The 13,941-nt window shown below is 68.3% G+C and carries 12 protein-coding genes and 1 pseudogene; 6 read left to right on the forward strand and 7 right to left on the reverse strand.

Annotation, left to right across the window (positions count from 1 at the left end):
* Nucleotides 1-327 precede the first annotated feature (327 nt).
* The 6 genes from NGF19_RS20945 to NGF19_RS20970 form a co-directional block, all read right to left on the reverse strand.
* Nucleotides 328-1,575: a hypothetical protein gene (locus NGF19_RS20945; protein WP_252426597.1), complete on the reverse strand. Its 1,248-nt coding sequence runs from the start codon at nt 1,573-1,575 to the stop codon at nt 328-330.
* A gap of 57 nt (nt 1,576-1,632) precedes the next feature.
* Nucleotides 1,633-2,727 carry an OmpA family protein gene (locus tag NGF19_RS30995; RefSeq protein WP_252426598.1) on the reverse strand — a complete coding sequence of 365 codons (1,095 nt, stop codon included), beginning with the start codon at nt 2,725-2,727 and terminating at the stop codon, nt 1,633-1,635.
* A 756-nt stretch (nt 2,728-3,483) separates the two neighbouring features.
* Nucleotides 3,484-4,278: a hypothetical protein gene (locus NGF19_RS20955; RefSeq protein WP_252426599.1), complete on the reverse strand. Its 795-nt coding sequence runs from the start codon at nt 4,276-4,278 to the stop codon at nt 3,484-3,486.
* A gap of 83 nt (nt 4,279-4,361) precedes the next feature.
* The gene (locus NGF19_RS20960; RefSeq protein ID WP_252426600.1) at nt 4,362-6,491 is read right to left on the reverse strand and encodes a hypothetical protein; all 2,130 of its coding nucleotides are present in this window, start codon (nt 6,489-6,491) and stop codon (nt 4,362-4,364) included.
* Nucleotides 6,492-6,504: 13 nt separating this feature from the next.
* On the reverse strand, nt 6,505-7,248 hold the full coding sequence (locus NGF19_RS20965; protein WP_252426601.1) for a hypothetical protein: 744 nt from the start codon (nt 7,246-7,248) through the stop codon (nt 6,505-6,507).
* Between the two features lie 123 nt (nt 7,249-7,371).
* A complete protein-coding gene (locus tag NGF19_RS20970) occupies nt 7,372-8,091 on the reverse strand; it encodes a Crp/Fnr family transcriptional regulator (protein WP_252426602.1) in 720 nt (239 codons plus the stop codon).
* A 320-nt stretch (nt 8,092-8,411) separates the two neighbouring features.
* On the opposite strand from NGF19_RS20970, the pseudogene NGF19_RS31285 reads away from it, so the two are divergent.
* Nucleotides 8,412-8,603: pseudogene (locus NGF19_RS31285) on the forward strand (helix-turn-helix domain-containing protein); the annotation flags it as partial.
* Nucleotides 8,604-9,157: 554 nt separating this feature from the next.
* Here the strand turns inward: NGF19_RS31285 and NGF19_RS20975 are convergent.
* Nucleotides 9,158-9,472: a hypothetical protein gene (locus NGF19_RS20975; RefSeq protein ID WP_252426603.1), complete on the reverse strand. Its 315-nt coding sequence runs from the start codon at nt 9,470-9,472 to the stop codon at nt 9,158-9,160.
* A 135-nt stretch (nt 9,473-9,607) separates the two neighbouring features.
* On the opposite strand from NGF19_RS20975, the gene NGF19_RS20980 reads away from it, so the two are divergent.
* The 5 genes from NGF19_RS20980 (at nt 9,608) to NGF19_RS21000 (ending at nt 13,846) form a co-directional block, all read left to right on the forward strand.
* Nucleotides 9,608-9,982 (forward strand): deoxyxylulose-5-phosphate synthase, encoded by a 375-nt coding sequence (locus NGF19_RS20980; RefSeq protein ID WP_252426604.1) that lies wholly within the window; start codon nt 9,608-9,610, stop codon nt 9,980-9,982.
* A gap of 91 nt (nt 9,983-10,073) precedes the next feature.
* The gene (locus NGF19_RS20985) at nt 10,074-10,787 is read left to right on the forward strand and encodes a GIY-YIG nuclease family protein (RefSeq protein WP_252426605.1); all 714 of its coding nucleotides are present in this window, start codon (nt 10,074-10,076) and stop codon (nt 10,785-10,787) included.
* Between the two features lie 147 nt (nt 10,788-10,934).
* On the forward strand, nt 10,935-11,432 hold the full coding sequence (locus NGF19_RS20990) for a DUF3761 domain-containing protein (RefSeq protein ID WP_252426606.1): 498 nt from the start codon (nt 10,935-10,937) through the stop codon (nt 11,430-11,432).
* A gap of 265 nt (nt 11,433-11,697) precedes the next feature.
* Nucleotides 11,698-12,885: a DUF3103 family protein gene (locus NGF19_RS20995; RefSeq protein WP_252426608.1), complete on the forward strand. Its 1,188-nt coding sequence runs from the start codon at nt 11,698-11,700 to the stop codon at nt 12,883-12,885.
* A gap of 181 nt (nt 12,886-13,066) precedes the next feature.
* The gene (locus NGF19_RS21000) at nt 13,067-13,846 is read left to right on the forward strand and encodes an SDR family NAD(P)-dependent oxidoreductase (RefSeq protein WP_252426609.1); all 780 of its coding nucleotides are present in this window, start codon (nt 13,067-13,069) and stop codon (nt 13,844-13,846) included.
* The last annotated feature ends 95 nt before the right edge of the window (nt 13,847-13,941 follow it).

Consider the following 13,941-nt stretch of genomic DNA (forward strand, 5'->3'; position numbering starts at 1 on the left):
TAGGGAGCAGGCTCGTATTGGACGGCACTGGCCGTTACCCTCGCCGTGCTCGCACGCGCGGTCCTGCCCGCCCTAGCGAGCCTTGGTGCCCTGTGGGAGGGCTCGCTCGCCGCTTGATGGCCGAGGAGGGGGCCTTACCGAACCTGTCTCGAGTGTCGAGGACGTCGTGAAGAGCGCGTTCACGAATGGACTGCGAGCCCCTACACGCATTCGCGAGGCACGCGCGTACTTGTATGCGGTGATTCGCGATGAGATCGGGCGGTAAACCGCTGACGATACACCCTGCCGACGCGGAGTCAACGCTCCTGCGGCTGTTCCCGGCCGACGTCACACCGGACCGAGTTGACAGTCGATGCGGCTGATCAGCTCGGTACGACGGGCGCGCAGCTCGGTCGGGGCGCAGGTGACGGCGATTCGGTGGGCTTCGATCAAAGGGCCGAGCTCGGGTCGTGGCTCGACCACGCCAGAGAAGAGCGGTGCCACCGACTCGACTGTCGGCCCCTGCGGCTCCGCTCCACCCGGCGAGGGGGCTGGGGCGGGCGGTAGGTGGCCGGCCTGTCCGTGGAACATGCGGGCAGTCAGGATCGCCGCCTCCCACACGCGCATGCTCTCCAGGCGTACCTGCGAGGCCAGTTCATCGCGTAGCGCGCACAGGTCGCTCCACGCCCGCTCGTGCTTGCGCAAGGCATCGCCGACTCGCCATACCAGGCAGGTATAGGTCAGCCTGGCACGCAGCAGGCCACGGCGGGCCTCAGCCGCGCTGTCCGCGTAGGGGTTGTAGGCGACGGCCTTCATCGCCACGGCGGTGATCGCAAGCACCAGCATCAGTACAGCGACCCAGCCGGGCGCGTAGCGGGCGCCCTCGACCTCCTCCATTCCCGTGTCACGGGCCCTCAGTACCGCCCACACAGTGACCGTGGACAACACGGCGGACAGGTAGAGGACGGGCAGGGCGAGCGAACCGAGCAAGGACAGTCCCGGGCGACGGTCGCGGAGAGCGTGCAGATACTCGCGTACCCGGTGCAACGGGGCCGCGATCGCGTGGCCGGACAGCATCATGGCCAGTGCCAGGACGACACCGGGTAGGAAGGAGACCGTCTGCTCGGCCAGTGAGACCGTCTCCTCACTGGAGGTGAGGTACTGGAAGACTCGCATGAAATACCACGCGTCGAACAGGGCCATGGCCGCGATGACCGGCCAGCGCAAGACCCGTATCCACATGTCGCGGCGGCGCCGGTCGTGGGCGCCGTCGTTCGCGTGGCGGGATTCGACTGCCTCGTGGGCCACTCGGCTCGCCCGGAGAGAGGCGGCGGCCTCGAAACGAGCCAGCGACTGGACCGCCTCCTCGGTCCGTGCGTGGGCGTCGATCGTACGGGTCCGGGCAGCGGCGAGTTGATCGCGGTTGTGGCCGACGAGCTCGGCGACCTCGCGGGCCGCGCGCAGCAGCATCCGCATCTCACCATTGTCCAGGTGTTCCGGGTCTCGTTCGGGACCGTGCTCTGCGCTCTTCACCAGTTGTCGGATGTCGCATCCACAGCCGTGGTGGCAGGGAATGCCTCGATGGGTCTGGGACATGGAAGACGTCCTTTTCTGAGACGTGCTTACGAACGGCTGGGGGCGGAGGCGGGTCGGTCAGCGGCGCACCGTCACGGTGATTTCCACACGGCGGTTGCACGCCATGGCCGCGTAGTCCGGTACGCCGTCGTGGTACTCAGGGGTGCATCTGGGCCGGTCGTCGGAGTAGCCACGGACGGACGCCACCGTGATCCCGCGCTCGGTGAGGGCGGACCGGACGGCCCGCGCGCGGGCCAGCGAGAGCTGCCTGCCGTGCTGTTCGCTGCCGCGTGAGTCGGTGTGGCCGGAGACGGCGACCGAGACGGGATCGAGGTCGTTGATTCGCAGGGCGGCGTCGTCCAGCGCGCTCTGTGCCGACCGGGACAGCTCCCCGCTGTCGGTCGCGAACAGTACGGAGCCAGGCAGGGTGATCGTGGTGCTCCGCCCCGACTGCTGTTCCGCGACGGCCGGGAAGGTCACCTCCGCTTCCGTCTCGCCGACCCGGGTGTTCTTTCCCGCCCGGCGGACCCGGGCAGTGGCGGCCACCTCGCAGGAGGAGGCGCCGGTCGCGTCGCACATCCTGGTCCAGAAGGTGGCCAGCCAGGCGGTCTGCGGAGAGGACGGGGCCTCGCCTCGGGCAGCGTGGCCTATGCCTACGAGGGTCACCTCAGCACCCGTCAGGTCGGGCAGTTCGCCTGTCTTGCGACAGCGCTCCACCGCCGCCTTGATCTCCGCCGTGCCGTCGAACCCGGCGGAGCGCAGGTCGGCGCAGCCGGTGTTCGTCAGCCCATCGGTCGCCACAACGATCCGGCGGCGGCCACCTTTCGAGCCGAGTTGGTCCTCGGCCGCGGCGAGCGCACCGAGCACATCGGTTCGACTGGTGCTCGGCGCTTCGGCAGCCAACTGCCGCAGCCGTTGTCTCAGACAGTCGCGTCGGCCGTCGCGCCGGTCCTTCTTCAGCGTGTCATTGCCCATCACGGGCGTGATGAACGCACGATCCACCGCCCAACTGACAGCGGCCCTGGTGCCATCGAAGCCGGCGACGGACAGGGTGCCGCCCTCCAGCGCCGAGGGATCGAGTTCCCTAGCGGCGAGCACAGTGGTCGCCCAGTCCGGCACCTGGTCCCCCGGCGGGGTGGTCCGGTCCGCCCGGGCGGACGGGCTGCGGTCCACGAGCACGATGGTCCGCTCCTGGGTGTGGTTCGCGCCGTCTGAGCTACGGCCCAGCCAGGCGCAAGGCCGCGCTTCGGGCGTGTCGAACGCACCGCAGCCGCTGCCTGCCAAGACGGCAGTCAGTGCCAACGCCGCGGCGAGGAGCCGACCAGGGCGTGCTGGGGTCAAGAGGTTCACTGGGGTCTCCAATACAGGAAAATGCGCACTTGTGACTGTTCTCCGGCAGAGACAGGGGGGTTACTGGAGTTCCTCGACCATTGGTGCCAGGAGGTCCTCCGCGTCCCGTTCCAATCCGTCCGCCCGAAACGCCACCGTGGGAGAGAAGAAGAGTGCCGATCTCTGGTCGGGGCTGACCGTTTACACGACACTCCACGCGTCGGCCCAGTTCACCGACACCAAGATCGGCATTCTCGGTGCCGTTCAAGCGGGCTGATGACCGCGGCCATACCGCAGGGCGACGTGATGCGCGAGGCGTGGGAACGAGGCGGGCCCGCCCGGCGCCTGGGCCACTCCCGTCCTGCTGTTGCTGCACGGCGACGTTCCTGCCCGCCGTGTACTGCGTGGTCCAGGCCCTCCGCCCCCCGCCTGGGGCCTCCGCCCACCCCCAACGGGTTCAGTCTGCCGTTGCCGCCATCGCCGACGGCACCGCTCCACCGGCGGACGAGGCCGGTGAACGCAAGGAAATCTGGCAGCTAATGGCAGTGACGGCCGGACTGTCCTTCCTGGTCCGCTACTGGCCTGATCCGCGCCGTTGTCTCAGTCCCGGGTCGACCGGGCCCGGGGCAGCGGCTCCGCCGGCTCTCGTCCGGAATCCAGCTCGCCCGGCAGAGGCAGGCCGAACAACCGCATTGCATGACCGAGTTGATGCTCATTGGTGGCGACGAACTCGAAGAGATCCTGCGCCTGATACGCCTTCGACTGCTTCTCCAAGAGCTTGACGAACCCGTCGACCTGGTTCTGTCGCTGCCGGAACATCTCACCGACCTCGGTGGCCGCCTTGTCCGGTTGCTCGGCCAACAGCACCGCCCATGGCGTCAACCAGGTGAGCGCGTCGTCGTTATGCCGCACCCCGGCCAACCCACCGGCGAGGAACGCCCGCCACTTCTCGGCGACCTCGCTCAGCAGCCGTACCTGAAGCGCGGACTTCGCGTACCGGTGCTCGATGTCCTGGAGTTCCAGAGCCGCCTTGCGCTGCTGTTCCAGTACCTCAGGCGCGGGCTGGAGACGGGCCACCGTACGACAACTCACCAGCCCGTTCTCGAAGCATTCCCCCTCCCGCAGGTGGTCGTTGACCGCGCGCTCGGCCTCCTCGGCACGGAACGGCTCGTAGCGGCGGGCGATGTCACGAACTCGCTCGGTGAGCCGTTGAGGCATGACCGCCTGATAGCCGTCGACGGCACGGCCGAGCGTCTGCTCGTCGAGGCGCCCCTCGGCGCACCAGTCGCAGCGGATCTCGACCTGGAAGCCGAACCCATCGCCCTTGGCGGGGGTTTCGAACCTGACGGTCGAGTTGCGATGCACCGACGTAATCTCCGGCACCTCGACCGTCATGGCTTCGAAAGACGTCCTTTGCTCCGGTCTGCCGCCAAACAGACCTCGCAGCCAGACGAACGGGCCACGACGCGATGTGCTGGTCACATCGACCACCTCTCCTCCAGAAAGGACTTGATGTATAGAGCCGTGTCGCCGTCGGGGAGTTGATGACCCCACAGCCGCAGGTGGAACAGCAGCCGCTCCCGAAGCCGGTCGCCCTCGACGTTCGGCTCGGGCAACTCGGCGAAGAACTCGGCCACCAGCTTGTTGAGTCCGGGTTCGTCCCCGGCCAGCTCCACCCACAGCCGCATGCAGTTCCAGCCGCACTGGCGGTGTGTACGACTGTTGCTGAGCAGGGTCCGCCGGCTCAGCAACAGCAGGTGCTCACGGGGCCCCGATTGCTTGAGGAAGGAGGTGATCGCTCGCTCGCCGCGGAACCTGCTGAGCCCCTGGAGACACTTCGCGGCGTCGTCGCGCAGCCAGTGGCGTGACGAGGCCGACCATTGGGCCAGCCGCTCCAGCACCTGGGCTCGTGATCCGGCCGCGTAGATCTCCCGTACCGCGGCCCACACGCTCTTCGTCCCCGCCCCGGCGATCCGCTCCAGACTGCTCAGCGCCTCCGCGGGGAACTTCGCACCGATCCGCGTGCCGTACGCGGCTTGGGCGCACGCCTGGAAGTCACGGCGCTGGGACCAGCGCGACAACAGGCGCTGAACCCGGGGGGCGAGCAGCGGATCGGTCACCGCCCGCTCCAGTGCCCAGGCCGCGGCGAACCGCCGCCGGTCGGCGTGTTCCCCTCGTCCGGATGCCCAACGTACGAGCAGTTCCTCGTGTACGTAGGCCCAGTCGAAGGTGGCCAGCAGACCGACCGTCTGAGCGGCGGACACCCGGATGTCCTCCTCGCCCCGGACGACGAGGCTGTCCAGCCACTCCAGCAGGGGGCCACGGGCCCCGCTGTGATCGTGCCACAGCACCTCCAGGACCGCCTCACCGAGACCGGGCTGGCTGACCCGCACCAGGCACTCCGGGTCCCGGGCCCCGACCGGTTGCCCGGTCCGGTCGGTGAACTCCACGTCGGAGTGGTCGAGCCAGTCCCGCACGCTCTCCTCGAACAGCGGCATCGCCGGGACCGAGGAGGGTGAGCGCACCCCGTGCAACAGCTCCGCGAGCCGGTGGGACTCCCGGCTGACCCGGCTCAGCGTCGTACCGTCGAGCACCACACAGGCCAGCAGGAACGCGTGCGACCACAGGGACAGCTGCTGCCTTCCGGCCCCGTCGGCCGCATTCTTCTGCGGAGGTCGGAGAAGCCTCACCGCTTTGGCCCGCAGCTCGGCTCCCAGCCCCTGCACGATCTGGTCGACGTCGTCGCCGTCGCGCACCCGCCGCGCCAGTTGACCGGCCAGGCTGGCAACCTCAGCCATGGCCCTGCGTCCGCGCAGGTCTTCCCGCAGGCCCTCGTGCTCCAACAGTTTGCGGCAGTCCAGCGGCCGGTCGGCGAGCAGCACCATCAGCTGCCGCTCCAGCACCAGGAACGGCATCCCGTCCGCCACCTCGTGCTCGACCACGTGCTCGGTCAGACCTCCGACCGGCACGTGGTCGTCGACGATGATCACCAGTGGAGAACGACCGTACGTCGCTGCTCGCAGCCGTATGAGCAGCTGCGGGCGCAGCTCGTTCGCCCACTCCGTGCCGTCACCCTCGATGACGTGGCCCCGGCTCGGCTGAAGGCCTCTTTCGTCCGTCACCAGCCGACGCACACCCGCCTCTGAGTCCAGGACGACGACGCCGGTGTCCATCGCCTGCCGCACGGCGAGCAGTGCCGTGGTGTAACGCCCCGAGCCGGGGGCCCCACGCAGCACCGCGACCCCGTGTCTGGTCAGGTGGTCGACCAGAGCGGTGTGCGTGCCCGGTGCCACGTACAGCTCGCGCAGCCGGTCCAGGTCGTCCTCCGGGACCCGGCCGTCGACAGGGTCGACGGCCGGGTGGCCGTAGTAGTTCTTGTAGATCGTCCCGGCCGCGTCGCCACTGCCGAAGCCGACAGCTCTCGCCTTGATTCCCCCGTCGACGACGGTCTGCGCCAGGCCCCGTTCCCGCAACTTCCGGATATGATCGACCTGTTCGTCGGTCGTCTCCGTGCCGGCAGGTGTGGACGCGGTCTCCTCCTCATCGGCGGACGGCTCAGCCGGAAGCGAGTCCATGAATTCGCTCACAGGTTCGATCTTGTCGTCCATGTCTCACGCACCATCACCCGTAGTACTTCTTGTGCATGGTCCTGGCCGCGTCGCCGCTGCCGAAGTGGAAGACGCCGCCCTTGTTCTTCTTCACCACGTTGGTAAGCGCAGGGGCCGCGGCCTCTTCCGGCTCAGGGTCTGCCACGAGAGGCTCCAGCTCCTCCCGGCCGTGCTCCGGTACGTGGATCCATCCGTAGCCGCTGAACTCCTTCTGGTGAACGTGCGCCCTGACGTACCGACTCGGATCCAGGCCCTGACCCTCGCCTCGGAGCCGGACCACGTCCTGGTAGACCCGGTCGGAGACGATCAACGCAAGATCAGTCGAGCCGAGAGCCTCCAGCACCCGCTTCAGTTGGGGCGCGTTGAGATAGCGGGCCACGGAGACGGGGGCGGGCCCGCTGTAGCCGAGAGCGGCCGTGCGGGCCACGCCGAAGTCGATGGCGAGCCGGAGCCGCATCCGCTCCTCTTCCGCTCGGTTGGCGTTGCGCTCGCCGAGCCCGACGGCCAGGCTCCGTACAAAGCCGCCGAGGACCACCGGTTCCTGGGTTTCGAGCGGCAGGACGGCGAATTCCTGATCGCCTTGCGGCTGACGTTTCCAGGCCGTGCGGTCCAGGCCGCTGAGCACCGCCGCCTCTTCCAGCACCCGCACCAGGTCTGCTTGGAAGGTCTCCTGGCTCGGAGTGTCGAGGCGGCTGTACTTCTCCACGTCGGCAGCCATGCACAGATGCCGCGTGATGCTCTCCTGCGAATGTGTCATGGACTCGGTCACCCATCTGTCTTGGTCGAACGAGGTCGGGCGTCAACTGTGCGCCCGGAGACGGGGAACACCGAGTGGGTCGTAAAAATACGGCTTTCGGCAGACGGTGCGGGCGATTCCCTGTTACGGAACGGCCACGGGCAGCTGGGCGACTCCCCTCAGCCGATTCAGGTCGAGGACAGTGGTACGGCGGTAGCCGGTGGTAATGAGTTTGTCTCTGCGTAGTTCGGCGAGCGCCTTGTGGATGGTGACCTCCGCCGAGCCGGTGAGCGCGGCGAGTTCCGGCTGAGTGAGGTCGACCCCTATGACCAGCCCACGCGGCACCGGATGCCCGTACGAGGTCGCCAGCTCGGCAAGCACGCGGGCAAGCCGCACCTTGACCGGATATCCCCCGAACTCCACTCGCCGTCGGTTCGACCAGCGCAGCCGCTGCACGACGATCCGGTTGACCGCGCGCGCCGCCTCGGGGTGGGATTCGAGGAAGGACCGGAGGTCGGACTCGCGGACGATGCTGGCGACGATCTCTCCGCAAGCGGTGACCGTGGCCGACCTCGGCGCACCGTCGTCCATGGCGGCCATCTCGCCGACTATGTCCCCTCCGACCCGGATGGCGAGCAACGCCTCGTGGCCGTTGTCCAGACGAGCGGTGACCTTGACGAATCCGGAGCGCAAGAGCACCACATGGTTGGAGAAGTCACCCTCATGGATCAGGATCTCTTCGGGTAGGTAACGGCAGCGGGTACCGATCCCGAGCAGCTTGGTGCGGACGGGTTCCGGCAGGCCACCGAGGAAACTGCGGGCGGGCCACCCCTCCGGGCCCTGAGATGGGGACTGCTTCGTCAAGGGCATTCCTCTCCTTCTCCGCACCACTTTGATCTGTTTCTGATCCGTGGGAATCATCTGTTCCAGAGAAGCAGTTGTTAGGGGACCAGGGCAGAGTGCGCGGAGGATCCGCCTGATGCGCTGGGCGCACAAGGGGCGCACACCAGATCAATAAGCGCCCATGCGGCGACCTCGGTTACTACGCGGATGCCAGCCAAGGGGCGTGAGCGATGTGTGAGCGGACGACCCGATGCGGGTTTCGCAGGTTCGAATCCTGCAGGGGCACCGGACCGGATCTTCCGTTCTAGTGGTCGTCGCAACACCCCAGTTCAGGGGATGCGATGGACTTCAAGATCCGGGAGCTGCGGACCGTAGCCCAGGGACGTAAGCGGCTGCTGCGTGAGCGGGAGGCATACTCCCAGCTCATGCAGCAGGGCCTGAGCAACAAAGAGGCATGCCGGATCGTCGGCATCAACGAGAAGACCGGTCGGCGCTGGCGTAACGGCCGCAGTGCCGACCGCAGGCAGAAGGCGGTTGCGAAGGACTGCCTCACCACCTGGCACTTCACCGTCACGAAGGTCGAGACCACGTTCACAGGGAAGGTCACGGTCTACAAGGCAACCCTCAAGGACAAGGCCGACGACTCCTGGCAGAGGGTCGTACGGGGCCGCTCTTCGACAAGCTGCATCAGGGCGACGAGGTCACCGCCACCGGCTGGCGCCGCGACATCGTCGCCCTCAGCAAGGACGGCGTCCGCCAGAACACCTCCGACGCACCCCGCGACGAGCACCACGGGAACGTTGCCCTGGGCGTCCTCGTCGCACTCGTCGCAGCCCAGTCGCTGGTATTCGGCGCGGTCCGCCTGGCCAGGCCGACCTCCTACGCGCCCTTCGCCTGGGAGCCCTACGGCAGGTGGCTGGCCTTCACCGACATCTGCGTCGGCGTGGGTGTGGGGGTCGCGTCGGTGCGGGTCGGCATTCCGTGGTGGACCGAGCTCGTGACCGGGCCGGTCCTGGTGTGCGCAGTGATGGCGCTGCTTCTGCGTCGGCAGCAAGCACGCGGCCGCGGCCTCGGTTGTCCAGCATGCTCACTGAGTCCACACCCGCTGGAACTCCTCGGCCGAGATCGTCTCCATCGGTTCCTCTTCGAGGTCGAGCGCTTGGTCGGTCAGGAACCCGTGCTCGTCCTCCATGTACTCCCAGTCGTGCCGGTGGAGTTGGCCGGTCGAAGTCAGCTCGGCTTGCTTGACGGCGATCAACTCGCCGCGGTCGGGTACGGCCTCGAAGTACCACAGGCCGCCGTCCTCGTCAGCGCCGCGGAAGTGGTGCCGCAGGGTGGCGTTCTCGTCGAGTGCTCGGTAGTACGCCACGAGCTCTGCTCTGATGCGCTCCAGATCGGCCACGCGATCATCGTGCCTGTGGAGAGCTGATTCTGACCAGTCGCGTTCTTGAGGCCGGTCGCCGTCGCCGCGTCACCTGGGCTGCACAACCGCGAATTTGAGTCGGCCCAGGCCCTTCGGCCGATCTACTCTTGCCCCATGCCGCATGGGAAGACCTCGTTCGTCTGCCTGCCCTGCCGGGCCTCGTACAAGCAGCCCTACCCCGGCCGCTACGACCACGACCGGGTCTGTCCACGCTGTGCGGAACCACTGATCCATGTCGGCTCCGCCTTCGCGGCGCCCAAGAGGCGAGACAGCTCCGCCTGGCGCACGCTCTCCGTGTTGCTGCACGCCGGAGTCCGCTTCCACAAGAGCTGCTGCGGTGGCCCCGGTTACCGCCCTCGCACCCTCAGGGAGGTGCGCGAGCGAATGAACTACGCCCAGACCACCGGGGAGCCGATCGCCCAGGCACTGGTCCTGCGCGAGCTGCCCCAGCGGCCCAGCGGGTCATCTGCTTCGTACCGATCCAACTGATCGTGTCGGACAAGCGAGTTACCAGGCTTGCGTCCGGTATCGACGCTCCAGGTCAGCCAAGCGGGCACTCGTGGTTGCCTAGGATTGCCGCATGGAGTCGCGTGGTCAGGCCGGTCGGCAGGTCAAACGAATAGAGCAAAAGTGGGGCTTCGGGCTGGCCCCGATCAAGCCGAACGTGCAGCGCGGGCGCGTCGAGGCCGCGCGGACGGTGCTGGCCGCGATCGCCCAAGGACACCTTGCGGCACTCGGTCGCCTCGACGACCTCTCCACGATCAAGGGGCTGTTCACCCGGACGTACAAGAAGGACCAGTGGGACTGGTTCACGGTATGCGCACAGCTCGGCTACCCGTCCCGCAAGGAAGCACGTCAGGCGTCCGGCACGCTCCAGCACCTCCGCCGCTGCCTCCGGGACGCGAACTGGAAGGAGGCGACGGCGGCTACGGCGGCCCTGGAGCTCACCGGAGTCCCCGACCGGCTGCGTGACTTCGCCACCGGCACGTCGGCTCCCCTCGACGGCCGCGGCTTCGTCTACGTGCTCTCCACACGCGAGGCCCCCGAGATGCTCAAGATCGGTTACACCAACCGTGATCCCCTGACCCGGGCCAAAGAGATCAACTCGGCCACCGGCGTGATCATCCCTTGGGGTGTCCGCGGCGCCTGGAGCGTGGCCCACGCCCACCGGATCGAAGCAGACATTCACGCCCTTCTCGCCGACTACCGCGTCCGCAAGGACCGCGAGTTCTTCAACATGCCCTTCACAGAGGCAGCCGACGCCATCGAGAAGTACGTGACAGAGGCCCGCTGACCGTCGAAGCAACTGCGAAGTCACCTGGGTGCCTCGGGTTCGCTCGTGAGATGACCCCACGAACAGGTGACCACCTCCCGGAAACGGCACCCCGGACGTCACAACTCGCACTACGGTCAGCGCAGTCAACACGCCCGGGGGGACAATATGACCAATCCATACACTGTGCCGCCGCAGCCACCCGTCGCCACCGCCCCGAAGTGGGCGCGGAAGCGGTATGTGCTGCCGGCGATCGGGCTCGCGTTCTGCGTTGGTCTCGGCGCCGGGGGCGGTGGGCAGGAGAAGGACGGGAACGATGCCAAGGCCGTGGCCGACAAGGTTCGGCCGACCGCCACGGTCACCGCGACAGCGACGGCCACGGCGACGGAGACCGCCGCACCCGAGCCCGTACCGACCGTGACGGCTACGAAGACGGTCAAGGTGGAGGTGACCGTCACCGCGAAGGCGCTCGACTCGGGATCGGGACACGGCGGCAGTTCGTCCGGTGGGACGTCCGGGGGCGGCGACTCCAGCTCTTCAGGGGGGTCCGACACCGCTGCCGGGAACGGTGCCACCGCTCGATGCAACGACGGCACGTACTCCTACGCCGCCCACCACCAAGGCGCCTGCTCGCACCATGGCGGCGTTGCGGTCTTCTACCGGTAGCCGACCGGACACGCCGTCGTACGGAACGCGCCAACGTCCGCCCATGGAATGGAAGTTCATCCGCTGGAGCCGTGAAGGCCTTGTGTCGGTGACATGTCCGCATCATCATGACCTCTACGGGATCCATCTACCCGCATAGATCCTCTCCCGGATCCTCCGCGGGACCGGTTCCGTTCGTTTCGCGTTCCCCCGTTCCCCCCGTTCCACCCGGCACCACCCCCTGACCGCGTGTCACCCCCCACTTTGACCTGGAGGACCGATCCTCGTGAGACCCAGACAGAGCCGTCGGCGCGGCACCCTCACCGTCACCGCGGCCACCCTGGTCACCCTCTGCGCGGCCCAGACCCTGACCGCCGCGGCCTCGGCCTCCGCGGCGCCGGTCGCCGAGCGGGCGGCCGTCTCGGCGCACTCGCACTCGCACTCCGCCACCGCGTCCGCCGTCACCGCCGCCCAGGACCGGGCGGCGCGGGACATCGCGCGCTCGCTCGGCGACGCGGCCTGGAGCGCGCGGCTGCGCACGGACGCGCTGAAGTCGTCCGAGGTGTCCGTCACCGAGCGCGCGAGCGGGCAGCTCAAGTCGCAGCTCGCCGCCGCCGACCAGGACATCGCCGAGGCCAAGGGCCTCGACACGAAGACCGGCCCGCTGCTGCGGCTGCGCCTCGGGGACCGCTCGATGCGGTCCGCGCTGTCGGCCGGTACGGCCCCCTGGGTCGCCGCGGCCGTCTCGGACGACGACGTCACCAGCGTCACCGCCTACGACAGCCAGGGCCGCGCCCACCGCCTGGACGCCCGCAAGGCGCCCACGCGGCCGGTGTACGTCGTCGACGTCGACAGCTCCAAGGCGCTGGCGGCCGGTCTGGACGTCCTGCGCGAGGAACTGGTGAAGGAGGGCGTGCAGTCAGCGGCGCCCGCCACCGTGAACACCGCGGCGAGCGCGGCACCGAAGGCCGCCGCGGCCACCGACGGCTACTGGACCACGAAGATCACCGCAGTCGAGCTGTCCGACGACGAGGAGCCCTGGATCAAGGGCGCCGCCGAGATCTACACCCTGGTCAGCGGCTTCGGCCAGGACGGCAAGGTCCGCGTCGACCCCGTGGACATGCCGTATCTCGACTACGAGGGCACGGTCTACCGGCCCAACCAGATCCTGGTCAACTGGTCGAACTACAAGTACAACCTGGCCGACGCCGTGATGATGGAGGAGGACGGCAGCACCAACTACCGTGACCTCGCCAAGGCGATCGCCGCGGTCCTGCTCACCATCACCGACCAGGGCACCTACATCCCGCTGGTGAACGCGATCCTGGACGCCATACCGAACGACTGGTGGACCGACGACCCCGACTACGTGGACTCCTGGTACACCCTGGCCCGGAACAACAACGGCACGTACTACGGTGCCCGCGGCAACGGGTGGATGACCGTCGAGCCCTACTTCGTCCAGCAGTTCTGACGTACGAGGACCGAACCGGGCCTGCGGGACGGATGGTCCCGCAGGCCCTTTCGTATGCGTACGACCACGTACGACGGTGAGGTCCCTCTCCGGCTCACGCCCCTGTCACGTAGGGTCGCCCGACCGGGTCTCGGTACGTGCCCGGACCGCCGATCGGAACCGAACACCTGGGGGCGTGAAGATGACCGCGCAGTCCTACCTCACCGAACTCTTCTCGCTGGAGGGCCGCGTCGCGCTGGTGACCGGAGGGAGTTCGGGGATCGGCCGGGGCATCACCGGAGCCCTCGCCCGCGCCGGGGCGCGGGTGGTGGTCGTGGCGCGCCGAGAGGAGGAACTTGCCGCCATCGTCGCGGAGTTGACCGTCGACGGCTGTCAGGCCGCCTGGGTCAGCGGCGACTTGAGCACCCGCGACGGCGTACGGGCCGCGGCCGACGAAGCCTCCGCCGTGTTCGGCGAGCCGGACATCCTCGTCAACTCCGCCGGGATCAACCTGCGTCCGCCGATGGGCGAGCTGACGGACGAGGAGTGGGACACCACCCTGGCCCTGAACCTGGAGGCCCCCTATCTGCTCGGGCAGCGCTTCGGGCCGGGCATGGCCGAGCGGGGCTTCGGGCGGATCATCCACATCTCCTCGCAGCAGGCGCACCGCGCCTTCGTACAGAGTGGTGCGTACGGCGTCTCCAAGGGCGCCCTCGAGTCGCTGGCCCGCTCGCAGGCGGAGGCGTGGTCCCCGTACGGCGTCACCTGCAACACCCTGGTCCCGGGCTTCGTGATGACCCCGCTGAACCAGCGGCTGTCCGCCGATCCGGACAGGGTCGCCGCGCTCGCCGCGCGCACACTCGTCGGGCGCAACGGCCTCGCGGAGGACTTCGCGGGCGCGGCGGTGTTCCTGGCGAGCCGCGCGTCCGCGTATGTCACCGGCCAGTCGGTCTTCGTCGACGGCGGGTTCTCGGTGCACTGACGGGGCTCGCCCCACCTCTTCGTACGACTCCCGTACGACTTTACCATCTCTTTACAACCTGCCCCGTCGCTGCCTCGTCTCTCCGCTCGATTCGT

Origin of the sequence: Streptomyces macrolidinus, assembly GCF_023887685.1 — a bacterium.
GTDB classification, from domain to species: Bacteria; Actinomycetota; Actinomycetes; order Streptomycetales; family Streptomycetaceae; genus Streptomyces; species Streptomyces macrolidinus.